Below are 20712 nucleotides of genomic sequence, written 5' to 3'. Positions count from 1 at the left end.
TCACTGCGGGGGCGGCGTCTGCGACGTGGGCCCGCCCGTCGGGACGGCGCCCTCGTCGCGGGTGCTGCCGGTCTCCCCGGCGGGGGTGACCCCGCCCTCGGGCGTCACGGTCGTCCCGGTCGTCGCGGCCTCCGCCGACTCGGCGGTCACGGCCGCGGTCTGCGCCGACTCCGTCGACGACGCCTGATCGTGGTTCTGCGTGCTCGCGAGGGGTCCGTTCTCCCAGCGCTGCCACAGCTCGAGGAAGGCGGCCCCCGCCTGGTCGTCACGGTCCTGCATCTGCTGGGCCGAGGTCCGGATGCCCTGGGCGACCGCGTCGAGGTCGTCCTTGGCGCCACGCAGCGTCTCGAGGTAGATCGTGCGGACCTCCTCGAAGACCGAGCCGTACGAGGCGAGGTCCGGCAGGTCGCCGAAGGAGTCCCGGTCCGCGATGGCGTCGCGGATCCTCCGGACGCCCTCGGTGGACTCGTCGGCCCACTTCGTCTGCTTGGTGTTGGCCAAGGTGTTCATGTACTCGGTCGGGTACTCGACCTCGTCGCCCGCCATCGCTCTCTCCCCATCTCGCTCGTCACCGCACCGCCGCGACACCCCGTCGCAGCGACGCAGTCCGTGCCGGCACCCGGTCCTGGGGTGCCGGCACGGCCCCACCTGTCCGTGACCGTGCGGTCAGGACCAGCTGTTCTTGTTGCGGAGCTCACCGGCGAGGTAGGCCTCCTTGGACTGCTCGACGGCCTTCTTGATGTCGAGGAGCAGCTCGTTGAGGTCGTTGACCTCGGTGCCCCACGTGCGCTTGACGTCCTCGAAGGCCCCCTTGGCGCCGGCCTCCCACTCGCCCATGTGGGGCTTGAGGTCGCGCTCCATCTCGTCGACCTTGCTGCGCAGGTCGGCCACGCCCTTGACCATGTCCCCGATGAGCGCGTCGAGCCCGCCACCGACGACCTTGATGTCCTGACCGCCACTCATCACTTGCCACCCATCTGCGAGACGTACTTGCTGAGGAGCTCGGACGACCCCTGGTCGTCCGCGGTGTACTGCTTGTCGTTGGAGATGAGGTTCTCGCGGAAGTTCTCGAGGATGTCGACGAGGTCCTGGGCCTGCTTCGTCCAGGCCACCTGGACGTTCTGGAAGGCGCCGGCGCCGGCACCCTCCCAGTGCGCCTTCACCTGCTCCATCTGCCCCTGCAGGGTGCCCAGCTTGTTCTTGAGGTCGCTCTTGGACTGGTCGACGATGCTCGCGCTCTTGGCTATGGCGCCGGCGCCAACCTTGTGGCTGTCTGACATGTCACTTCCCTTCTCTGTTGGGGGACCTCGGTGGTCCACCCGACCACTCATGGTGGTGCGACCCCGGCCTGTCGTTCCCCCGAAGTCCTGACAGGGAAGACCATACGGGGGGAGTCACGGAGCGCCAATGGGGAGAACTCCCCGGTCTATGCTCATGTCCGTTCTCCGCTGCGGCGGGACACATCAGGGCATGCACCACCGGGGAGGACCACACGTGAGTCAGAGCACGGCGACGTCGCTCGTCAGGCTGTCGGTGACGTCGGGGACCCGGCGCGCCGACCTCGGGATCCCGGGGTCCATCCCGGTGGCCGAGGTCATCCCCGACCTGGCCCGCGAGCTCGGCGTGTTGGACGCCCACTCCGCAAGCATGGGGTACCGCCTGGTCCGCTCGGACGGCTCCGCTGTCGAGAGTGACAGAAGCCTTGCGGCACAAGGGATCGAGGACGGCTCGGTCCTCGCGCTCGAGCCCAACCGCCCCGATGGCGACAAGGTCTACGACGACGTCGTCGAGGCGGTCGCCGACCTGGTCGAGACGCAGTTCACGCCGTGGACCGCCGCCAACAGCGCGGGCACCGCCGTGGGCGCCGCGGTCGTCCTGTTCGTCGCCGCGGCCTACGCCCTCTTCACCGCCCGGGACAGCGGCCTGCTCATCGCCGCCCTCGCCGGCGCGTGCGCGGTCCTGCTCGTCGGTGCGGCGGCGGTCCTCGCCCACGTCCGCCAACAGCCCTCTGCCGCAGTCGCGCTCGCCCTGACTGCCGTGGCGTATGCCGGAGTGGCGGGCTACGCCGCCGTGCCCGACGCGCCGCTCTGGGGCGAAGGCCTCGTGTATGCCGGGGCGGCGGTCGCGCTCATGGGCGTGCTCGGTGCCGTGGCCGTCACCCGCTCCCGCCTCCTCGTCGGGGCCACCGCCGTCGTCGGCGTCGCCATGGCCGTGCTCGGCACGCTGACGCACCACGTCGGCTGGAGCATGACCACCGTCGCAGCCGGGACGTTCCTCATGGCGACCATGGCCGGCAACGTCCTCCCGTGGGTGGGCATCTCGACGAGCAGGCTCTCGACGCACCCGCCCAAGTCCGACCTCGAGATCTTCGCCGACACCCCCGAGGTCGAGCGCGAGGCGGTGCGCCGGCAGGTCGCGGCCGGACACGAGCTCATGGTGGCCCTCGGGGTCGCGAGCGCCGCCGTCATGGTCCTCTGCACCCCCCAGCTCGTCTCCGCCGGGGTGACGGGTGCCCTCCTCGTCTTCGTCGGGTTCATCGCCACCCTGCTGCGCACCCGCCACAGCCGGACCCGCACCACGGTCCTCATCGCCATGGTGTCCGGGGTCGCCGGCGTCGCCGTCGCCGCCGTGAGCGCCGCCCAGACCCACCCGGGCTGGCGACCGGCGCTCGCGCTCGGTCTGGCCGGTGCGGCGGCCGTCGTCGTCGCCCTCGCGCTCATCCTGCCGCGCACCCGGGTCCAGCTCGGCCGGATCGCCGACGCCGTCGAAGGCGTGGCCCTCGTCACCCTCGTCCCCCTGGCGGCCTTCGCCGTCGGGCTCCTCTGAGGTCGCGGGGTGGCCACCAAGAAGGACCTCGTCGACGCCCAGTCGTTCAGCAAGCGGCGCCTCACCACCGCGTTCGTCAGCGGGGCGCCCGGCGGGCGCGAGGTCGAGCCGCACCGCCCCATGAGGGCGGTCATCGGCGGGTTCGCCCTCACCGTCGTGCTCGTCATCGGGAGCCTTGCCTTCGGCTGGCTCAAGGGCTCCCTGCCCGACAACTGGGGTGACAACAAGCTCGTCATCGCCAAGACGAGCGGCGCCCGCTACGTCTCGATCAAGAAGACGCTGCATCCGGTCCTCAACACGACGAGCGCGCGCCTGCTCATCCCGGCCAGGAGCTTCGAGGTCATCACCGTCGCGGACGACAAGCTGGCCACGAAGAAGCGGGGCAGCACCATCGGCATCCTCGGCGCCCCCGACTCGCTGACGCCCCCCGACTCCCTCACCAACTCCGGCTGGGTGTCCTGCCTCGGTGCCGAGAACGGCGTGACCACCGCCGTCGGCGCCTCGGCGAAGAGCACCCCGACCGCGCCCGGGGCGGCGCTCGTCACCACCAGCGGCCAGACGTTCGTCGTCTCCGGGGGCCTGCGCCACCCGGTCGCCGCGGGCAACCTCTCCACCGTCACCATCGCGCTCGGCCTGGACGGACGCAGGCCACAGGCCGCTCCGGCCGTCTGGACCAACCTCTTCGCGCTCGGCCCGGAGCTGGCCCCGCTGCGCATCCCCGACTTCGGGAAGCCGGCCGCCGGCCTTCCCCCGGGCGCCACCGTCGGCTCCGTGCTCGCGGTCGCCAACACCGGGCAGGAGGCCCGCCGCTACCTCATCAACGCGGCCGGCGAGCTCGAGCCCCTGCCCGACGTCGCGCACGCCCTGTACCGGGTCGGCTCGGGCAGCACGACCGACGACCTCCCCGTCACCCCGGCGCAGGTCACCCAGCTGACGGTGCAGCAGCAGCGCATCGCCCCACAGGCCTGGCCCACCTCGCTGCCGACCCTCGTCAGCGAGGCGCCGTGCGCGACGCTCACCTCGGCGCGCGGCAAGGAGCCCGCGGTCGCCCTGTCGACGTCAACGACGGTCAGGGCCGCCCCGGGCCGCACGAGCGCGGCCGTCGACCTCGGCACCGGCGCGCTCGTCCGCGCGGTCGGCGCGGGCTCGGTCACCGCGGGCCCGCTGCTGGCCATCGACCAGACCGGCACGGCCTACGCCATCGACGGGTCGACTCCCGACCTCCTCCAGCGCCTGGGCTACGAGGAGGGTGACGTCTCGCCCGTGCCGCAGTCCTGGGCCGAGCTCTTCCGCACCGGACCGGTGCTCAGCGTCCGCGCGGCGCAGACCGCCGTGGCCGCCGCGTCGTGACGTGTCGCCGTACGGGCGCCGCCGGCCTCGTCTCCGTCGGCCTGCTGGCCGCCGGGGTCGTGGTCCCCGTGGCGACGCCGCTCGCCCACGCCGAGCCGCGCGCCTGCACCGAGAACCAGGTCCGCTACGTCGCCGAGGAGCCCGGGGGCGTCGCCCGCCTCGGGGCCCGTCGCGCCTGGGGGCTCTCGACCGGCAAGGGAGTGCTCGTCGCCGTCGTCGACTCCGGGGTCTCCGCGACGAACGCGCACTTCCCGCGGGGGTCGGTCCTGCCGGGTCGCAGCTTCGTCGGGGGCCCCGCCACCACCGACGAGTCAGGCCACGGCACCGCCATCGCCGGGATCATCGCCGCCCGGGACCTCGGTGAGCGGTCAGGAGTCGTCGGGATCGCCCCCGACGCCCTGATCCTCCCGGTGAAGATCACCGGGGGTGAGGCCGGTGGCGACGAGGCCCAGCAGCGCGCGGCCAACCTGGCCCCGGGCATCGCCTGGGCGGTCGCCGCCGGTGCGGACGTCATCAACCTCTCGCTCTCGACGACGGCGGACCGCCGTGACGTCCGAGCCGCGGTGGCCGCCGCGGTGAGGGCCGGTGTCGTCGTCGTCGCCTCGGGGGGCAACCGCGATCAGGCCGCCGAGGTCAAGGACGGCCTGCGCTTCCCCGCCGCCAACCCCGGCGTCATCGGCGTCGCCGCGACCACCGGGTCCGACGTCGTCACCGAGGACTCGATCCACGGCCCGCACGTCGACGTGGCGGCCCCGGGTGACAACGTCGCCACGACCTTCCGGGCCTGGGGCGACTGCATCTTCTCGCAGGAGGGCCAGTCGAGCAGCTACGCGACCGCGTACGTCAGCGGGGCCGCCGCCCTGCTCCGCCAGCGGTTCCCGTCGGCGAGCCCGGCGGACCTCACCTACCGGCTCCAGGCCACGGCCTCCCGCGGCACGCGCACCGTCCGCGACGACGTGTCCGGCTGGGGCGTCGTCCAGCCCTACGAGGCGATGACCGCCGCCTTCGACGACAGCGTCGCCGGACCGGTCCGCCCCGGTGGAACCCCCAAGGCGCCCGTGGCGCCCCGGGTCACGACGGTCGACCTCACCCCCTCCGCGGACCCGCGAGCCGCCGACCGGACCACGGTCCTCTGGCTCCTCCTCGGCGTCGGGGTGGCCGTCGTCGGCCTCGGCATGGGCCGGATGCTCCGCGTGCCCCGCGGCTCCTGACCCCGCCCGGCCGCGCTCCCGGGCGAGCGGACGGCATACGCCGCGGGGAACCCGGTTGGGAGCACCCGTGACGTTCTGGGAGAATCACGCCCATGTCTGCTGACCTCACCCCGTCCCGCGCTGCCACGATCCCGGAGCGCCCCTCGCTGGACGGCCTCGAGGACAAGTGGGGCCGGGTGTGGGCGGAGCAGCAGACCTACGCGTTCGACCGGGCCAAGGCGCTCCGGGGCTCGCGGGCCGAGGTGTTCTCGATCGACACTCCCCCGCCGACCGCGTCGGGCAGCCTGCACATGGGCCACGTGTTCTCGTACACGCACACCGACTGCATGGCCCGCTACAAGCGGATGGTCGGCCTCAACGTCTTCTACCCGATCGGGTGGGACGACAACGGCCTGCCGACCGAGAAGCGCGTCCAGAACTACTACGGCGTGCGCGGCGACGCCTCTCTCCCCCACGACCCCTCCTTCGTGCCGCCGCACCGGGGTGACGCGAAGAGCCTGCGGGCCGGCGACGCGATGCCGATCTCGCGCCAGAACTTCATCGAGCTGTGCGACGAGCTGACCGTCGAGGACGAGAAGGCGTTCGAGTCGCTCTTCCGCCGCCTCGGCCAGTCCTTCGACTGGACGATCTCCTACCGCACCATCGACGACCACTCCCGCGCGACCGCGCAGCAGGCGTTCCTGCGCAACCTCGCGCGCGGCGAGGCCTACCAGGCCGAGGCTCCCGGGCTGTGGGACGTGACCTTCCAGACCGCGGTCGCGCAGGCCGAGCTCGAGGCGCGCGACTACCCGGGCGCCTACCACCGCGTCGCGTTCCACGGCGCCGGCGCCGAGCCCGTGTACGTCGAGACGACGCGCCCCGAGCTCATCCCGTCGGTCGTCGCCCTCATCGCCCACCCCGACGACGAGCGGTATGCCGGCCTGTTCGGCACCACGGTCCGCTCACCGCTCTTCGGGGTCGAGGTGCCCGTCGTGGCCCACCCGATGGCGGAGATGGACAAGGGCGCCGGGATCGCGATGTGCTGCACCTTCGGCGACCTCACCGACGTCATCTGGTGGCGCGAGCTCCAGCTGCCCACCCGCTCGGTCATCACCCGCCAGGGCCGCATCCAGGCGGAGGTGCCCGCATGGGTCGCCTCCGGCCCCGGCGCGGAGCTGTTCGCCGAGCTGGCCGGGAAGACGGTGCACGCGGCCCGTGAGGCGGTCGTCGCCGCCCTGCGCGAGAGCGGCGACCTCGACGGCGAGCCCAAGGCGACCCAGCGCAAGGCCAACTTCTACGAGCGCGGTGAGAAGCCGCTCGAGATCGTCACGTCGCGCCAGTGGTACATCCGCAACGGCGGCCGGGACGCCGCCCTCAACGACAAGCTCGTCGGTCAGGGCCAGTCCGTCGACTTCCACCCGCCGTTCATGCGGGCCCGCTACTCGAACTGGGTCACGGGGCTCAACGGCGACTGGCTCGTCTCGCGCCAGCGCTTCTTCGGCGTGGCGATCCCCGTCTGGTACCCCCTCGACGCCGAGGGCGAGCCCGTGTGGGACCAGCCCATCGTGCCCTCCGAGGAGTCGCTGCCGGTCGACCCGGTCACGCAGGCACCCGAGGGCTTCGAGGAGTCGCAGCGCGGCCGGGCCGGTGGCTTCATCGGCGACCCGGACGTCCTCGACACGTGGGCCACGTCGTCGCTCTCGCCGCAGATCGCGGCCGGGTGGCGGCGGGTCGACGAGGAGGGTGCGGTCACGACCGACCCGCTGTTCGACAAGGTCTTCCCGATGGACGTGCGGCCGCAGGGCCACGACATCATCCGGACGTGGCTGTTCGCCACCATCGTGCGCGCCTACTACGAGCACGGCACGGCCCCGTGGAGGAACGCCGCGATCAGCGGCTGGATCCTCGACCCCGAGCGCAAGAAGATGAGCAAGTCCAAGGGCAACGTCGTCACCCCCGAGGACGTGCTGCGCGAGCACAGCGCCGACGCGGTCCGCTACTGGGCGGCCTCGGGACGGCTCGGGACCGACGCCGCCTACGACGTCGGCCAGATGAAGGTCGGCCGACGTCTCGCCATCAAGGTGCTCAACGCGTCGAAGTTCGCCCTGTCGTTCGGCGACGTCGACGGCGACCTCGCCGCGATGGTGACCGACCCGCTCGACCGGGGCCTGCTCGCCGGGCTCGCCGACGTCATCGAGAAGGCCACCGCCGGCTTCGAGTCGTGGGACTACACCCGCTCGCTCGAGGTGACCGAGACCTTCTTCTGGACCTTCTGCGACGACTACCTCGAGCTCGTCAAGGACCGGGCCTACGGCGCGAGCGTCGACGCCACGGCAGCGGCCTCCGCCCGGGCGACACTGCGCCTCGCGCTCGACTCGCTGCTGCGCCTCCTCGCGCCCTTCCTCCCCTACGTCACCGAGGAGGTCTGGTCCTGGTGGCACGAGGGCTCGGTGCACCTCACCTCCTGGCCGACCGCCGACGAGGTCCGGCTGGCCGGTGAGCCCGCCGACCCGGCGATGCTCGGGGCCGTGGGCGCCGCCCTCGCGACGGTGCGCAAGAGCAAGTCCGAGGCCAAGCTGTCGATGCGGGCCGAGGTGGCTCACATCGTCCTCGGCGGGCCCGAGTCGCTGCTCGACCACGTCCGGGCGGGCGAGTCCGACCTGCGGGCGGCGGGGAAGATCACCGGCTCGCTCGACTACGTCCCGGCGCAGACGTGGACCGCCAGCGACGTCGAGCTCATCCCGGTGGAGAAGCCCAGGCCCCAGGCCTGAGCGGGCGGGCCGGTCCCGACGACGCGTCGGCCGGAACCCCGCTCGTCAGGCGCGTGAGGTCATCCGGGCGGCGCTGAGCCCCGGCTTGAGCGCGGTGACCGTGACCCGGCGGTGCCCGGTGGGCTGGACGGCGAACCACGGCACCTGCCACCCGCTCAGGGCGACGCGCCGCTCGACGACGGAGTCGCGCCGGAGGTGGTCGACGCGGCCGCTGCCGGGGTCGTAGACGTCGAGGACCCGGTCACCGTCACCGGGGAGCACGAGGACGACGTGCCGCGGCAGCCGGCCGTCGCCGATGTAGAGCAGACCCGGCTCGCCGTCGGCCACGACGTCGACGAGGCGGTCGAAGGCCTCGCGCAGGGCGGTCCGGGACAGCGGGCGCAGGGTCGCGACGTCGTAGCGGGTGCCCTGCCGGGACGCACCGAGCTCGAGCTCGCGCCTCGCCCCCCACGGCGGGGTGCCGAGGGCGCGGGGCCACGGCAGGTGGGGGCGGCGGCGCGCGTCGAGGATGCCGTTGGTCCGCCGCATGACCACGCGTTCGTATGCCGCGAAGCGCTCCTGCTCGTCGGCCCCGTGAGGTGAACCCGGCAGGTGGGGCTCGCCCGTGCGCACCCAGCTGGCGAAGACGGGGTCGACGAGCATCCGGGCCACGGTGAGGCAGGCCGAGCCGCACGTGACCGGGGACTGCTGCACCGGTCCGGTGTCTCCCGCGCGGAGTCGGTATGCCATGGCCACGACGCCATCCTCGCCCGTCGGGGTGTCGCGCCGCCACCCCCCACCGGCCGGCCGTGACCCGGGCGTCCGATCAGGCTCCTCGCCCGGGCCGCTGGCATAGGCTCGGTCGGGTGAGGCGTCGTGAGTGGGGCTGGGTGGGCGGCACCGTCGCCGCGCTGCTGCTCGCGGCCTGGGTCTCGGGCGCCGGGACGGTCTCGGCCTTCACCGTGCCGGGTCAGAGCCCGCCGGCGACCCAGGAGTTCGGTGAGCTCGTCGAGCAGGAGACCGGTGACAACCGGATGCCCGGAGTCGTGGGCGTCCCCCTCGACGACAACGAGACCGTCGCCGCCGTCGTCGCCTGGACGCTGCGGGCACTCCTCGTCCTCGTCGTCGTCGTCGCCCTGGTGCTCGCGGCGCGCGCCCTCGTGAGCCGGCTCCGCCGCGACCCCGTGACCGTCAAGGACGAGGTCCGGGCCGGTCTCCTGCCCGACGTCCTCGTCGCCGGGGTGCGCGAGAGCGAGGCCCAGCTCGACCGCGGGACCTCGGGCGAGGCCGTCATCAACGCCTGGCTCACCCTCGAACGCAGCGCCCGGGCCGTCGGCATCGCCGACGACGAGGCCCGCACGCCGGCCGAGCTCGTCGCCGCGGTGCTCGACGAGCACGCGGTCGACCCGGCCGCCATCGAGCGGCTCGCCTCGCACTACCGCGAGGCCCGGTTCTCCGAGCACCCCATCGGGGAGGGGCACCGCGAGGACGCCCGCCGGGCGCTGCGCACGGTCCGGGAGGACCTCCTCCGGCCGCTGGCGGCGCTCGGCGGGGGTACCCGCTCATGAGGGCACGCGTCCGGGAGCTCGTGCGCGGTCGCGAGCTCACCGCCGCGATCGTCGTCGCGGCCGTCCTCGGGCTGCTCCTCATGGTCGCGCCCGGCCTCGACCAGCCCCTCCTCCTCCTCGCCTCGGCGGGGCTCCTCGTCGTCGCAGGTGCACTGGGGACGTGGCTCGTCGGTGAGCGCGGGACGGTGGAGTGGACCACGAGCGCCGGGACCCCCACCCGGGTCCGGGGCAGCGACCGCCGGGTCACCTCCCTCACCCGGACCATCGACCGGGCCATCGCGGGCGACGCGGTCGCCCAGCAGGAGGTCCAGCAGACCGTGCGCTCGGTGGCCCGGGCCCGGCTGGCCCACCTCGGGCTCCCCGCGGACCTCGACGACGACGGGTCGCGCGCCGCGCTGGGACCGGACCTCACGGCATACCTCGTCTCGTCCCCCCCGCGCCGCGTCGGCGCCGACGAGCTCGCTTCATACATCACCACCCTCGAGGAGCACTGAGTGACCGAGACACCGTCCCTGACCGAGGTCTCCGACCTGGCCGCCGCCGTCCTCGTGGCGGTCGAGCGCGCCGTCGTCGGCAAGCGCTCCAGCCTCGAGCTCGTCCTCGCCGGTGTGCTCGCCGGGGGGCACGTGCTCATGGAGGACTTCCCCGGGCTCGGCAAGACGCTGGCAGCGCGCTCGTTCGCCCAGGCGCTCGGGCTCGACTTCGCGCGGGCCCAGTTCACCCCGGACCTCCTCCCCAGCGACCTCACGGGCGCGTTCATCTACGACCAGCGCAACCACGAGTTCGTCTTCCGCCGTGGGCCGCTGTTCACCGAGCTGCTGCTCGCCGACGAGATCAACCGGACGCCGCCCAAGACCCAGGCTGCGCTGCTCGAGGCGATGCAGGAGGGCCAGATCACCGTCGAGGGCGAGACCTTCGTGCTCTCGCAGCCCTTCCACGTGCTCGCCACGGCCAACCCGGTCGAGTACGAGGGCACCTACCCCCTGCCCGAGGCGCAGCTCGACCGCTTCCTGCTGCGGGTCTCGTTCGGGTACCCCACCGCCGGGGAGGAGTGGGAGGTGCTGCGCCGCCGCCTCGAGCGACGGCAGGAGGCCCAGACGGTGCCGGCCGTCACCGACGCGTCCGGCCTCGTCGCGATGCAGCGGGCGGTCGAGACGGTCACCGTCGACGAGGGCGTGGGCCGCTACTGCGTGCGCCTCGCCGCGGCGACGCGGTCGCAGTCGAGCCTCGTCATGGGCGCGTCCCCGCGCGGCGCCCTCGCGCTCATGCTCGTCGCGCGGGCGTATGCCGTCATCCGCGGCCGTGACTTCGTCACCCCCGAGGACGTCAAGGCGGTCGCCCACGCCGCGCTGGACCACCGCGTGACCGTGCGTCCCGAGCTGTGGATCAACGACGTCACCGCGACGAGCGTCATCTCCTCCCTCCTGTCGACGGTGCCGACGCCGTCGCCGACGGGGCGAGAGGGACGCACCGGGTACGAGGGGCCGTGAGCGACGGCGAGCGCGGCGCCGCTGCGGCCCTGCCGGAGCCCGAGCCGGAGCCGGAGCGCCTCGAGGGCGGCGCTCCGGCCGACGACGTCGACGCCGACTCCGACGACGCGCTCCACGTGCCACCGGCGGGCAGCCGGCTCGCGGCCCGGTGGCGGACGACGCCCGCGCACGCCCGCGCCGTCCTCCTCGGGGTCGTGCTCGTGGGCCTCGGCGCGATCATGCGCCGACCGGACGCCGTGGCCATGGGCGCCCCCTTCGTCATCGTCGCCGCGTGGTCGCTCATCCTCTGGCCGACGACCTCACCCGTCGTCCACGCCTGGCTGCGGCACCCGGTGCTGCGCGAGGGGCAGACGACTGCCTGGACCGTCGACGCCCGGCCCGGCCGGGGTGTCGAGGACGTCGCGCTCGCCGTCACCGAGACCGAGTTCACCCGCTATACGCCGACCAGCCAGTGCGCGGCGAGCGGTGACGTCACGCAGTCGCCCCGCATCGACGTCCTGTGCGAGAGCACCCGCTGGGGACTGCGCCAGCTCGGACCGGCCACGTGCGCGGTGAGCAGCGCCTTCGGGTCGCACGTGTGGGCGCCCCGCCCGGCCGAGGCTCCCCCGGTGCCGACCGTCCCGCTGCCCGAGGCCTTCTCCGCGCGCAGCCCGACCCCCGACCCCGACGGCCTCGTGGGCCGCAGCCGGTCCCGACGGCACGGTGACGGCAGCGAGCTCGCCGACGTGCGCGCGTTCCGCTTCGGCGACCGTCTGCGCCGGATCCACTGGCCGGTCTCGGTGCGCACCGGCGAGCTGCACGTGACGACCACGTACTCCGACGAGGACAGCGAGATCCTCCTGCTCGTCGACGCCATGCAGGACCTCGGCCGCAGCACCGGCCTCGACGGCGACGGCAGCAGCCTCGACAACGGCGTGCGCGCCGCGGCCGCCGTCGCCGAGCACTACCTGCGTGCCGGCGACCGGGTCGGCCTGCAGGTGCTCGGGGCGCACCGCAGCCCGCGCCTGTCTCCGGGCCTCGGGAGCAACCAGTTGCGCCGCGTCCTCGACGTGCTCGCCCGGGTCCGGGTCGCCGACGGTGGCGTCGTCGACGAGAAGCGCCTCACCGGGCAGCTGCGCCACCCCGTGTCGGTGGGCACCCTGGTCGTCTTCCTCACCCCGGCCGTCTCCGTGAAGGTCCTCGCGCACGCCGCACAGCTCGCCCGCCGAGGCACCTCGACGATCGTCGTCGACACCCTCCCCCGCTCGATGGCCACCGGGGACGTCACCGACGAGCAGCTGAGCGGTCTCGTGCCCGAACAGGACCTCTCGCCGGGAGCCCGCCTGGCGTGGCGGATCCGGCTCCTCGAGCGCTCGCGCGAGATGACGCGCACCCGGCTCAGCGGCGTCCCCATCGTCACCTGGGTCGGCCCGGGCACCCTCGACCTCGTCCTGCGCGACCTCGCGCGGCAGCGGCGGGCCCCGAGGATGGTGACCCGATGACCTCCCCCTCGCAGAAGGCGCTGCGGGCGATCATCGCCGTGGCCTCGGTGGGGCTCGCCGTGCTCACGACTCTCGTCGCCCCCGGCGGCTCGCTCGTCGCCGGGTTCGTCCTCGTCGCCCTCACGCCGTTCGTCGTCCTCGACCCCGCCTCGCGGCTCACCACGGTCCTGCTCGGCCTGCACGCGGCCAACTGGCTGATGAGCGTTCCCGTCCCCGGCGACGCCGGGGACTGGCTGGCGGTGCTCGTCGCCGCCGTCGCGCTGGCCACGATCCACCTCGCCGCCGCCCTGTCCTCCTCGTTCCCGGCGGCGGCCACCGTGCCCGGCGCCACGTGGCGACGGTGGGGGCGGCGCTCCGCGGCCGTGCTCGGCCTCTCCGTCCCGGTCTGGGTGCTGCTCGTCGCCCAGGCGGAGGCGGCCCCCGAGGGCGACGCCCTGCTCACGTACGCCGCGCTGGCCGCCCTCGCGCTGCTCGCGCTCGGCTTCTGGCAGGCCGGGGCCCGTGCGACCACGGCCGGGCAGCCCGGCGCGTCACCGGCCCCCCGGGGTCGGTGACGCGACAACGCCCGGGGCGCGGACGGCATACGCGCCGTCGTGGGCGTGCGGGAGCGTCAGGCGGTGCGCTTGCGGCGCTTCGGGCCGGCGTCGCGGCGCACGATCGTCGGAAGGACGTTCTTGCGGACGACCTCGTCGGTGACGACGACCTTGGTGATCTCGTCGTCGCTGGGGACGTCGAACATCACGGGGAGGAGGACCTCCTCCATGATGGCCCGCAGGCCACGGGCGCCGGTGCCGCGGGCGAGGGCCTGCTCGGCGACCGCCTCGATGGCCTCGGTGGTGAACTCGAGCTCGACGCCGTCGATGCGGAACATCTTCTGGTACTGCTTGACGAGCGCGTTGCGGGGCTCGGTGAGGATCTGGACGAGCGCGCTGGTGTCGAGCGGCGCGACCGTCGTGATGACCGGGAGCCGGCCGATGAACTCGGGGATGAGCCCGAACTTCATGAGGTCCTCGGGCATGACCTCGTGGATCGACTCGGCGAGGTCCTTCGGGGTGTGCAGCTCGGAGCCGAAGCCGAGGCCCTTCTTGCCGTTGCGCGACTCGATGAGCTTCTCGAGGCCGGCGAACGCGCCGCCGACGATGAAGAGCACGTTGGTCGTGTCGATCTGGATGAACTCCTGGTGCGGGTGCTTGCGGCCACCCTGCGGCGGGACGCTCGCGGTCGTGCCCTCGAGGATCTTGAGCAGGGCCTGCTGGACGCCCTCGCCGGAGACGTCGCGGGTGATCGACGGGTTCTCGCTCTTGCGGGCGATCTTGTCGACCTCGTCGATGTAGATGATGCCCGTCTCGGCCTTCTTGACGTCGTAGTCGGCGGCCTGGATGAGCTTGAGGAGGATGTTCTCGACGTCCTCGCCGACGTAGCCGGCCTCGGTCAGCGCCGTCGCGTCGGCGATGGCGAAGGGGACGTTGAGCATCTTGGCGAGCGTCTGGGCGAGGTAGGTCTTGCCGCAGCCGGTCGGCCCGATGAGGAGGATGTTGGACTTGGAGATGTCGACGTGGTCGGCGTCCTTCTTGCCACCACTGGCCTCACCCGACTGGATCCGCTTGTAGTGGTTGTAGACGGCGACGGCGAGCGAGCGCTTGGCGACGTCCTGGCCGATGACGTACTGCTCGAGGAAGTCGAAGATCTCGCGGGGCTTGGGCAGCTCGTCGAGGCCACCGAGCTCGGAGGACTCGGCGAGCTCCTCCTCGATGATCTCGTTGCACAGCTCGATGCACTCGTCGCAGATGTAGACCGCGGGTCCGGCGATGAGCTTCTTGACCTGCTTCTGGGACTTGCCACAGAACGAGCACTTCAGCAGGTCGCTGGTCTCTCCGACTCGTGCCACTGGTCTGGGGTCCCTTCGTCCACTCGGCTGGTGTCGCGCCCCGACCACCGGCCGAGTGTCTTCAGCGACGTCACCGACGCTACCTCGCAGCGACGCCGACGCAACCCATTGAACGCCTCCGGGGCGTCGCGAGTCGCCCTTGTCCGCTGAGGGCAGAACCTCCCCGGGGCGGGTGTGTGGAGGGGCCGGGGCCCTCTCCTCGGGTCCTGCTCGCACCGCCACGTCGTTCTCGCCGCAGCATGCCGCCACGGCGACAGGGACCGTCGGGAGCGCCATGGACGTGCGGGACGGACCCGACGACCCCGAGGCGTCAGGACGCGGTGCCGCCGAGGTCGAACCACCCGGGACGGGCGACGGGCCGGACGCCCGCGGCGGCGAGGACCCGGGCCATGAGCTCCGGGTGCATGGCGTCGCGCCAGGTCCAGCGCGCGACGGCGGCCTGACGCCGCAACCGGTCCTCCCGCTTCTTCTCGCGCCAGAGGACCTCGGCCGCCTCCCGCGGGTCGGCCCCCGCGGGCACGCCGTACTTGCCGCGTCCGTCGAACTCCCCGACGACCCCGCGCCACCAGAAGTCGACGACGCCGATCTGCCCCTGCTCGTCGCTCATCGGGTGCTGCAGCGTCGGGCGCGGCAGGTGGAGCACGAACATCTGCACCCGCGACAGGCTCTCGCCCGGGGACATGCCGAGCGGGTCGGCGAGGTCGCGGGTGAGCGCGGCCCGGACCCGGCCGTGCGCGCGGGGACGGAGCCGCGCGACCTCCTCGGCGAGGTCCGCGGCCGAGCACAGCTCGTGCCGCAGGGCGTGGTCGGCGGCCGCCACCGCGGTCACGAGCGTCCCGGACCGCGCGAGGTCCACGATGGTGCGCGCGACGGGGGTGACGAGCAGCCCGTGGACCTCGACCGGCTCGACCTCCTCACCCAGGTGCGGGCGCAGCAGGGCCGAGCCGCGCACGTGCCGGCCCGTGACGAGGTGTCGCACGTGTCGCGGCCACGTCTCGATGCGCGGCAGCCCCCAGACGGCCGCGGCGGACTCGACCGCGCAGACCAGGGGCTCGTCGAGCCGTCGGAGCAGGGCGGTCGCGTGGGTGAACGCGGCATGCCGCTGCGTCGGGTCCAGCGTGGCCCAGACACCGGCATCGACCCACACCCCGCGCCGGACGTGGTGCCACCCGCCCCGGGAGGGCTCGATGCCGCTGCGACGCAGGTCCGACGCCAGGCGGAGGGTTCCCGGGTCGAACGGGAGGGGAGCAGCGGCACCGAGCATGGTCCGAGCGTGACACCGTCGCCCGGTCCGCCGTCGGCGTTGTCCACAGGCCCCGGCGGGCCCACGGGGCCCGGTTGTCGGGTCCCTCCCGCGGGGCCATGTCGCTCCCGCACCGGCATGCCGCCGTGGGGCCATGCCCGGGCGAGAGCGGCATGGACGACGGGTCAGGCGCCCGTACCCGCACCCCCCGGACACAGGTGTGCCGTCCGCTCCCTGAAGCGGACGGCACACCCGAGCGTGTGGGGCCGGACTCAGACCTCGAGCGCGGCCTTGCGCGAGACGAGGACCTCGTCGATGAGGCCGTACTCCTTGGCCTGGGCCGCCGAGAGGATCTTGTCGCGCTCGATGTCCTTGCGGACGAGCTCGACGTCGCGGTCGGCGTGGTGGGCGATGGTGTCCTCGAGCCAGCCGCGCATCCGGAGCACCTCGTTGGCGTGGATCTCGAGGTCGGAGGCCATGCCACCGGTCCCCTCGATCGCCGGCTGGTGGATGAGCACCCGGGCGTTGGGCAGGGCGTACCGCTTGCCCTTGGCGCCGGCACCGAGGAGCACCGCGGCGGCCGAGGCCGCCTGGCCGACGACGAACGTCTGCACGTCCGGCCGGATGTACTGCATCGTGTCGTAGATCGCGGTCATCGCCGTGAACGAGCCGCCGGGGCTGTTGATGTACATGAGGATGTCGCGGTCGGGGTCCTGGGACTCGAGCACGATGAGCTGGGCGATGACGTCGTCGGCGGACGCGTCGTCGACCTGCACGCCGAGGAAGATGATGCGGTCCTCGAACAGCTTGGTGTAGGGGTCGGTCCGCTTCATGCCGTAGGAGGTGCGCTCCTCGAACTGCGGCAGGATGTAGCGGCTCGACGGGGCCGGGACACTGAGGCCGCTCGGACGGGTCGGGTAGTTCGCGTTCATGTCTGTTGTCTCTCCTGGTCGCCGGGTCAGTCCGTGACCGGGTTGTCGGACGACTTGCCAGCCTGGTCGGCCCGTGAGAACACATGGTCGACGAAGCCGTACTCCTTGGCCTCCGCGGCGGTGAACCAGCGGTCGCGGTCGGAGTCGAGCCCGATCTGCTCCGCGGTCTGCCCCGTGTGCTCGGCGATGAGCTCGGCCATCTGCTTCTTGATGTGGAGCAGCTGCTCGGCCTGGATCTTGATGTCGGACGCGGTGCCACCGATGCCGCCCGAGGGCTGGTGCATCATCACGCGCGCGTGCGGCGTGGCGTAGCGCTTGCCGGGCGTGCCCGCAGAGAGCAGGAACTGGCCCATCGAGGCGGCCATGCCCATGGCCACGGTCGCCACGTCGTTGGGGACCCACTGCATGGTGTCGAAGATCGCCATGCCGGCGGTCACCGAGCCACCGGGGCTGTTGATGTAGAGCCAGATGTCCTTGTCGGAGTCCTCCGCGGCGAGCAGGAGCATCTGCGCGCAGATGGCGTTGGCGTTCTCGTCACGCACCTCGGAGCCGAGGAAGATGATCCGCTCCTTGAGGAGGCGGTTGTAGATGCTGTCGTCGAGCCCGAGCCTCTCGCCCGGTCCGGCTGCGACGATCTCGTTGCTGCTCACGCTGGTCTCGCTCCTGCCGTGATCGGTGGTCTTGCCTGTCGCTGACCCTAACGCGCGGGTTCGCCCTCGCACTCCCGCTGCCAGGTCGTGTTCGCCCTGAGCACAACGGCGTATGCCGGTCAGCCGCGGTCGTGGACCGGCTCCCCCGCCTCGACCGCGGCGGTGGGCTCGGGCCCGCGCACCGGCTCGCGCACCGACTCGAGGATGAGCTGGACGAGCAGCGCCATCGTGCCGACGGCGAGCAGCGAGCGGAGCACACCGACGTGGTCGCCGAGGAACCCCAGAGCGGGCGGCCCGGCGATGAACGCCAGGTAGCCGATGGTCGCGACGACCGACATCCGCGCCCCGGCCCGGGCGGGGTCGTCGGCGCTGGCGCTCATCCCGACAGGGAAGCCGAGCGAGACACCGACACCCCAGACCGCCGCGCCGACGAAGGCCAGCCACGGGTTCCCGAAGATGACGAGGACCGAGCCGAGGACGGCCAGGGCGAACGTCAGCCGCAGGACCGGCACGCGGCCGTAGGTGTCGAGCCAGCGGGTCCCGAGCAGGCGTCCCACCGTCATGAAGGTGAGGAAGGTGGCGAAGGCCAGCACGCCGGCCCAGGCGGGGACGCCGTGGCCCTCGACGAACGCGACCGCCAGCCAGTCGTTGGCGGTGCCCTCGGTGAAGGCGGCGACGAGCGTCACGAGGCCGATGAGGAGGGTGCGCGGCTCGAGCCACGCCGACCGGGAGCGCGCGACCGGCTGGCCGGCGCCGGCGCCGGCGCCGCCGTCCGAGGCTGCGGCCGTGGCGGACGGGTGCGCCTCCGCGGCCTCGGCGTCCTCGACCTCGCGCGGCAGGAACTGGCGCATCGCCCAGAACCCGCCGGCGGTGACGACGAGCGCGGAGCCGAGGAGGTGCGGCAGCAGCGGGACCGACGCCCACGACATGCCGGCGCCGACGAGCGCCGAGAGGACGGTGCCACCGCTGAACGCGGCGTGGAACTGGGGCATGACGGTCTGTCCGAGGAGCCGCTCGACGCCGGCACCCTCGAGGTTCATCGCCACGTCCCAGACGCCGACACCGCTGCCGATGAGGAAGAGGCCGACCGCGACGACCGCCCGCGACTCGGCGAGGTCCACCCCGGCGCCGACGACCGCGAAGCCGACCACGCTGATGACCATGCCCGCGCGGATCGTGCTGACGACCCCGAACCGGTCGGCGAACCGGCCGGTCGAGGGCATGGCGAGCAGTGAGCCGGCCGACATCGCGAACAGGGTGAGCCCCAGCTCACCGGCGGTGAGGCCGAGCGTGGCCTTGGCGTCGGCGATGCGCGAGGCCCACGTCGCGAACGCCACGCCCGCGAGGGCGAAGACGACGAAGACGGCGGTGCGTGCGGACACGACGCGCTCGCGGGGCAGGGCGGGGCTGGTCATGGAACGGTCTCTCTCGGGGTGCGGGCAGGTCGAGTGGTCGCGACACCCCGGGTGCGCCCCCGGCATACGAGGTGTCGTGACCGCTCGACCCGGGGGAACGGGTGTCGAATCGATTCGATAGTCTGTCGCGCATGACCCGTCCACGTCAAACGCGCAAGGTGACGCTGCGTGACGTCGCCGCGCGCGCCGGCGTGTCGATCAGCACCGCCTCCCTCGTCTTCAGCGGGCGCGGCCCGGTCGCCGACGCGACCGCCGCCCGCGTGCGCGCCGCCGCCACCGACCTCGGGTATGCCGGCCCCGACCCGCTCGCGAGCTCGCTGCGCCAGGGGCGGGCCGGCGCCGTCGCGGTCATCGTCGAGGAGCGCCTGCGCGACGCCTTCCGGGACCCCTTCGCCCTCGCCGTCCTCGACGGACTCGCGCAGGAGCTCGACGCGATGGGCACGAGCATGCTGCTCGTCGCCGACCACGGCGGGGTCGGCGCCAACCCGGTCGCCGGGCACGCGGTCGACGCTGCCGTCTTCCCCCTCTGCGGACGCACGGACAGCCCGCTCGTCGACCACCTCCTCGCCCGCGGCATCCCCATCGTGGGCTCCGGGGCGCCGGTCCACGACGCGGTGGGCCACGTCGTCGTCGACGAGCACGGCGCGTCGGCAGCCGCCACCCGCCACCTGCTCGACCTCGGCCACCGCCGCCTCGCCCACGTGAGCATGCCGCTCGGCCACGCCCGGCCCACCCACCGGGTCGATGCCGCCGAGCTGGCGGGCGCGATCTACCCCGACGCCTGCGACCGGGCGCGAGGCTTCGTCGACACCGCACCGGCGGGAAGCGCGCTCGTCGAGACCGAGCGACCCGACGTCGCGCAGGGCGAGGCCGCCGGCCGGCTCCTCCTCGACGTCGCCGCCGACGAGCAACCGACGGGCGTCGTGGCGCAGTCCGACCTGCTCGCTGCCGGCGTCATCCGCGCCGCCGAGGCGCTGGGCGTGAGCGTCCCGGAGGACGTGTCGGTGACCGGGTTCGACGCGGTCGACCTCCCGTGGCTCGACCGCACCCTCACGACGATCGAGCAGCCGGGCGAGGCCAAGGGCCGGCTGCTCGGCGAGCTGATTCGCCGCCGCCTCGCCGGGGAGCCGGCGACGAGCGAGCCGTTCCCGGTGTCGCTCCGGGTCGGCGACACGACCGGACCGCCCAGCTGAGACGGGCCGTCGTCCACGGCGCTCTCGCGCTCGCATGGCCCCAGGGCGGCAGGCCGCTGCGAGTGCGACATGGCCCCGCGGGAGGGACCCGACAGCAGGCCGGAACGCGTCAGGCCCACCCGGGGGTCACGCGCCCGACGACACCTCGGCGAGCGTCGCGAGGGTGGCCTCGAGGGCGCTCTCGGGGACGAGCGGGAACGAGACCTTCTGGAGGAGGGCCTTGTCGGTGACCTTGCTCCAGTCGTAGGTGTGCGTGACGAGCGTCTGGCCCGGGCCCTGGGGCTCGAGGCGCCAGACCCATTCCCAGCCGAGCGGCTCGGTGCCGGCCGGCGCGGTCTGCCACGCGAGCAGGGCGTTCTGGGAGAAGCCGACGACGTGGTTGTCGGTCTGGTAGTCGCCACCCATGTGGTCGCCGGACATGTTCATCGTGAACACGTCGCCGACCTGCTGGATGCGGTTGGACTTCTCGTCCGACCGGACGAACCCGGAACCGTCGAGCTGCTGGTGGCGCTCGGGGTTGCTGAGCACGTCGAAGATCGTCTGGGCGGGCGCGTCGATGGTGCGCGAAACGGTGATCTGCGTGTCGTGGGTCATGCCTCGATCCTCATCACGGATCGGCGGCAGGTGCAAACCGGGCGGCCGTCGTCCAGTGCGTTCTCGCCCTCGCATGCCCCCACAGCGGCAGGCCGCTGCGGGAGCGACATGGCCCCGCGGGAGGGACCCGACAGCAGGCCTG

20 protein-coding genes are annotated in these 20712 nt (G+C 73.2%); 10 read left to right on the top strand and 10 right to left on the bottom strand.

What is annotated here, in order from left to right:
- From AC3EU2_RS13815 to AC3EU2_RS13805, 3 genes are all read right to left on the bottom strand, one after another.
- Entirely contained in the window at positions 1-546 is a 546-nt protein-coding gene (locus AC3EU2_RS13815) for a hypothetical protein (RefSeq protein WP_488176868.1), read from the bottom strand.
- Positions 547-666: 120 nt separating this feature from the next.
- Entirely contained in the window at positions 667-963 is a 297-nt protein-coding gene (locus AC3EU2_RS13810; RefSeq protein WP_488176867.1) for a WXG100 family type VII secretion target, read from the bottom strand.
- A complete protein-coding gene (locus AC3EU2_RS13805; RefSeq protein ID WP_488176866.1) occupies positions 963-1280 on the bottom strand; it encodes a WXG100 family type VII secretion target in 318 nt (105 codons plus the stop codon). The genes AC3EU2_RS13810 and AC3EU2_RS13805 overlap by 1 nt, the downstream gene beginning before the upstream one ends.
- A 214-nt stretch (positions 1281-1494) precedes the next feature.
- On the opposite strand from AC3EU2_RS13805, the gene eccD reads away from it, so the two are divergent.
- From eccD to valS, 4 genes are all read left to right on the top strand, one after another.
- The gene (gene eccD / locus AC3EU2_RS13800; protein WP_488176865.1) at positions 1495-2826 is read left to right on the top strand and encodes a type VII secretion integral membrane protein EccD; all 1332 of its coding nucleotides are present in this window, start codon (positions 1495-1497) and stop codon (positions 2824-2826) included.
- Positions 2827-2835: 9 nt separating this feature from the next.
- Entirely contained in the window at positions 2836-4176 is a 1341-nt protein-coding gene (gene eccB / locus AC3EU2_RS13795) for a type VII secretion protein EccB (protein WP_488176864.1), read from the top strand.
- Positions 4173-5387 (top strand): S8 family serine peptidase, encoded by a 1215-nt coding sequence (locus AC3EU2_RS13790; RefSeq protein WP_488176863.1) that lies wholly within the window; start codon positions 4173-4175, stop codon positions 5385-5387. The genes eccB and AC3EU2_RS13790 overlap by 4 nt, the downstream gene beginning before the upstream one ends.
- Positions 5388-5479: 92 nt before the next feature.
- The gene (gene valS / locus AC3EU2_RS13785) at positions 5480-8137 is read left to right on the top strand and encodes a valine--tRNA ligase (RefSeq protein ID WP_488176862.1); all 2658 of its coding nucleotides are present in this window, start codon (positions 5480-5482) and stop codon (positions 8135-8137) included.
- Positions 8138-8182: 45 nt separating this feature from the next.
- Here valS and AC3EU2_RS13780 read toward each other — a convergent pair whose 3' ends face one another.
- Positions 8183-8866, bottom strand: a complete 684-nt coding sequence (locus AC3EU2_RS13780; RefSeq protein ID WP_488176861.1) for a hypothetical protein — start codon at positions 8864-8866, stop codon at positions 8183-8185.
- Between the two features lie 116 nt (positions 8867-8982).
- On the opposite strand from AC3EU2_RS13780, the gene AC3EU2_RS13775 reads away from it, so the two are divergent.
- The 5 genes from AC3EU2_RS13775 to AC3EU2_RS13755 are packed head-to-tail and all read left to right on the top strand — an operon-like array spanning position 8983 to position 13209.
- Positions 8983-9684, top strand: a complete 702-nt coding sequence (locus AC3EU2_RS13775) for a DUF4129 domain-containing protein (RefSeq protein ID WP_488176860.1) — start codon at positions 8983-8985, stop codon at positions 9682-9684.
- Positions 9681-10178 (top strand): hypothetical protein, encoded by a 498-nt coding sequence (locus tag AC3EU2_RS13770; RefSeq protein ID WP_488176859.1) that lies wholly within the window; start codon positions 9681-9683, stop codon positions 10176-10178. Before AC3EU2_RS13775 ends, AC3EU2_RS13770 begins: the two co-directional genes overlap by 4 nt.
- Positions 10179-11174: an AAA family ATPase gene (locus tag AC3EU2_RS13765; RefSeq protein ID WP_488176858.1), complete on the top strand. Its 996-nt coding sequence runs from the start codon at positions 10179-10181 to the stop codon at positions 11172-11174.
- A complete protein-coding gene (locus AC3EU2_RS13760; RefSeq protein WP_488176857.1) occupies positions 11171-12655 on the top strand; it encodes a DUF58 domain-containing protein in 1485 nt (494 codons plus the stop codon). The genes AC3EU2_RS13765 and AC3EU2_RS13760 overlap by 4 nt, the downstream gene beginning before the upstream one ends.
- The gene (locus AC3EU2_RS13755) at positions 12652-13209 is read left to right on the top strand and encodes a hypothetical protein (protein WP_488176856.1); all 558 of its coding nucleotides are present in this window, start codon (positions 12652-12654) and stop codon (positions 13207-13209) included. The genes AC3EU2_RS13760 and AC3EU2_RS13755 overlap by 4 nt, the downstream gene beginning before the upstream one ends.
- Positions 13210-13265: 56 nt before the next feature.
- Here AC3EU2_RS13755 and clpX read toward each other — a convergent pair whose 3' ends face one another.
- The 5 genes from clpX to AC3EU2_RS13730 form a co-directional block, all read right to left on the bottom strand.
- Positions 13266-14543: an ATP-dependent Clp protease ATP-binding subunit ClpX gene (gene clpX / locus AC3EU2_RS13750; protein ID WP_488176855.1), complete on the bottom strand. Its 1278-nt coding sequence runs from the start codon at positions 14541-14543 to the stop codon at positions 13266-13268.
- Between the two features lie 310 nt (positions 14544-14853).
- Entirely contained in the window at positions 14854-15807 is a 954-nt protein-coding gene (locus tag AC3EU2_RS13745) for a hypothetical protein (RefSeq protein ID WP_488176854.1), read from the bottom strand.
- 251 nt (positions 15808-16058) lie between these two features.
- Positions 16059-16718 carry an ATP-dependent Clp protease proteolytic subunit gene (locus tag AC3EU2_RS13740; RefSeq protein ID WP_488176853.1) on the bottom strand — a complete coding sequence of 220 codons (660 nt, stop codon included), beginning with the start codon at positions 16716-16718 and terminating at the stop codon, positions 16059-16061.
- Between the two features lie 26 nt (positions 16719-16744).
- Positions 16745-17368 (bottom strand): ATP-dependent Clp protease proteolytic subunit, encoded by a 624-nt coding sequence (locus tag AC3EU2_RS13735; protein ID WP_488176852.1) that lies wholly within the window; start codon positions 17366-17368, stop codon positions 16745-16747.
- A 119-nt stretch (positions 17369-17487) separates the two neighbouring features.
- Positions 17488-18783, bottom strand: coding sequence for an MFS transporter (locus AC3EU2_RS13730; protein WP_488176851.1), 1296 nt, complete (start codon positions 18781-18783; stop codon positions 17488-17490).
- 131 nt (positions 18784-18914) lie between these two features.
- Here AC3EU2_RS13730 and AC3EU2_RS13725 point away from each other — a divergent pair, with 131 nt between their 5' ends.
- Positions 18915-19976 (top strand): LacI family DNA-binding transcriptional regulator, encoded by a 1062-nt coding sequence (locus AC3EU2_RS13725; RefSeq protein ID WP_488176850.1) that lies wholly within the window; start codon positions 18915-18917, stop codon positions 19974-19976.
- Positions 19977-20102: 126 nt separating this feature from the next.
- Here the strand turns inward: AC3EU2_RS13725 and AC3EU2_RS13720 are convergent, their stop codons facing one another.
- The gene (locus AC3EU2_RS13720; RefSeq protein WP_488176849.1) at positions 20103-20570 is read right to left on the bottom strand and encodes an SRPBCC family protein; all 468 of its coding nucleotides are present in this window, start codon (positions 20568-20570) and stop codon (positions 20103-20105) included.
- Positions 20571-20712: the final 142 nt, after the last annotated feature.

The organism is Knoellia sp. B-D-2, from assembly GCF_057714695.1.
Note: the sequence above shows the minus strand (reverse complement) of the source record. Positions and strands in the feature narration are given on the sequence as shown.

Bases quoted from the DNA above. Each gene is read 5' to 3' on its own strand.
- AC3EU2_RS13740 (WP_488176853.1), bottom strand. From the start codon at position 16,718: ATGAACGCGAACTACCCGACCCGTCCGAGCGGCCTCAGTGTCCCGGCC.
- AC3EU2_RS13770 (WP_488176859.1), top strand. From the start codon at position 9,681: ATGAGGGCACGCGTCCGGGAGCTCGTGCGCGGTCGCGAGCTCACCGCC.
- AC3EU2_RS13810 (WP_488176867.1), bottom strand. From the start codon at position 963: ATGAGTGGCGGTCAGGACATCAAGGTCGTCGGTGGCGGGCTCGACGCG.
- AC3EU2_RS13745 (WP_488176854.1), bottom strand. From the start codon at position 15,807: ATGCTCGGTGCCGCTGCTCCCCTCCCGTTCGACCCGGGAACCCTCCGC.
- AC3EU2_RS13755 (WP_488176856.1), top strand. From the start codon at position 12,652: ATGACCTCCCCCTCGCAGAAGGCGCTGCGGGCGATCATCGCCGTGGCC.
- AC3EU2_RS13815 (WP_488176868.1), bottom strand. From the start codon at position 546: ATGGCGGGCGACGAGGTCGAGTACCCGACCGAGTACATGAACACCTTG.
- AC3EU2_RS13805 (WP_488176866.1), bottom strand. From the start codon at position 1,280: ATGTCAGACAGCCACAAGGTTGGCGCCGGCGCCATAGCCAAGAGCGCG.
- AC3EU2_RS13730 (WP_488176851.1), bottom strand. From the start codon at position 18,783: ATGACCAGCCCCGCCCTGCCCCGCGAGCGCGTCGTGTCCGCACGCACC.
- valS (WP_488176862.1), top strand. From the start codon at position 5,480: ATGTCTGCTGACCTCACCCCGTCCCGCGCTGCCACGATCCCGGAGCGC.
- AC3EU2_RS13725 (WP_488176850.1), top strand. From the start codon at position 18,915: ATGACCCGTCCACGTCAAACGCGCAAGGTGACGCTGCGTGACGTCGCC.
- AC3EU2_RS13720 (WP_488176849.1), bottom strand. From the start codon at position 20,570: ATGACCCACGACACGCAGATCACCGTTTCGCGCACCATCGACGCGCCC.
- AC3EU2_RS13780 (WP_488176861.1), bottom strand. From the start codon at position 8,866: ATGGCATACCGACTCCGCGCGGGAGACACCGGACCGGTGCAGCAGTCC.